Here is a 429-nt window from a genome sequence, read left to right as displayed (position 1 = left end):
GATAAGGCCCTTCCTGCCGATCTCAATAAACACTTCAAGGATCTCGAAAACGAGAGGAAGGCGATTGTTGCTGCGCTAGGGTGAAGTGCAGCTCAATGCGTATCGAAATCGTTGTATGGTGATCCACACACGACCGATACGTAGACCTCGAGCAAGCACTGGCGAGTTGGGTCCGCTTCCTCTACAAAACGGAACTCCATGCGCCTGATGCGCTCGATCGCGTCGGCGAAGGCCGATGCGAATTCGGGCTTCAACAGCAGCCCCGCGCGCGAGGTCTCTCCTGGCCGGTAGTTCGACTTCAGAAACCCGGTTGTTTCGCGCGCAAGTTTGAAGGCAAATGGAGCGTTGTTGTGGCCGCTGGATCGCCGGGTATGCTGGCCGTAGCGCTTGCGCACATCGCGAGTGCGGCCGACATACAGGCTCTTTCCG

1 protein-coding gene is annotated in these 429 nt (G+C 57.6%); it reads right to left on the bottom strand.

The genetic code is table 11. The features are described 5' to 3' along the window. Window positions 1-92 precede the first annotated feature (92 nt). Window positions 93-429: hypothetical protein (locus RHIZ70P_RS23135; RefSeq protein ID WP_181904108.1), on the bottom strand; the 337-nt coding region annotated here is incomplete at its 5' end.

Source organism: Paenirhizobium selenitireducens ATCC BAA-1503 (genome assembly GCF_900492185.1).
Classification (GTDB): domain Bacteria; phylum Pseudomonadota; class Alphaproteobacteria; order Rhizobiales; family Rhizobiaceae; genus Allorhizobium; species Allorhizobium selenitireducens_A.
Note: the sequence above shows the minus strand (reverse complement) of the source record. Positions and strands in the feature narration are given on the sequence as shown.